Source organism: Pseudoalteromonas sp. 5Ae-yellow (assembly GCF_014077565.1).
In the GTDB taxonomy this organism is placed as follows: domain Bacteria; phylum Pseudomonadota; class Gammaproteobacteria; order Enterobacterales; family Alteromonadaceae; genus Pseudoalteromonas.
Window position 1 is genome coordinate 1 of the sequence record NZ_JACGWD010000242.1, and the last position, 211, is coordinate 211.

Sequence of the window (211 nt, forward strand, 5' to 3'; positions counted from 1 at the left end):
GCTGTCTCTTGATCACAAGTCTGACTCAAGAGATTTTGCTAAATCGTAGCCTTCCAGGATGGCTTGTAACTTAAGCCATCCTTTCCATAACACTTTCACAGATGCACGCCCTGTGCGCTTGGTATCTTTCCAGCCTCCTAACTTTGCCAGTTCCTGATACGCCCATGACATATTTGGAGCAGTTTCAGGCAATGGTGTTTTTATTCTCTTT

Annotated in this window: 1 pseudogene; it reads right to left on the reverse strand. The window is 44.5% G+C overall.

Features of this window, described 5'->3' with window-relative positions:
- Positions 1 to 12: 12 nt before the first annotated feature.
- Positions 13 to 211 (reverse strand): annotated as a pseudogene (locus H4J63_RS20085) (IS4 family transposase); the annotation flags it as partial.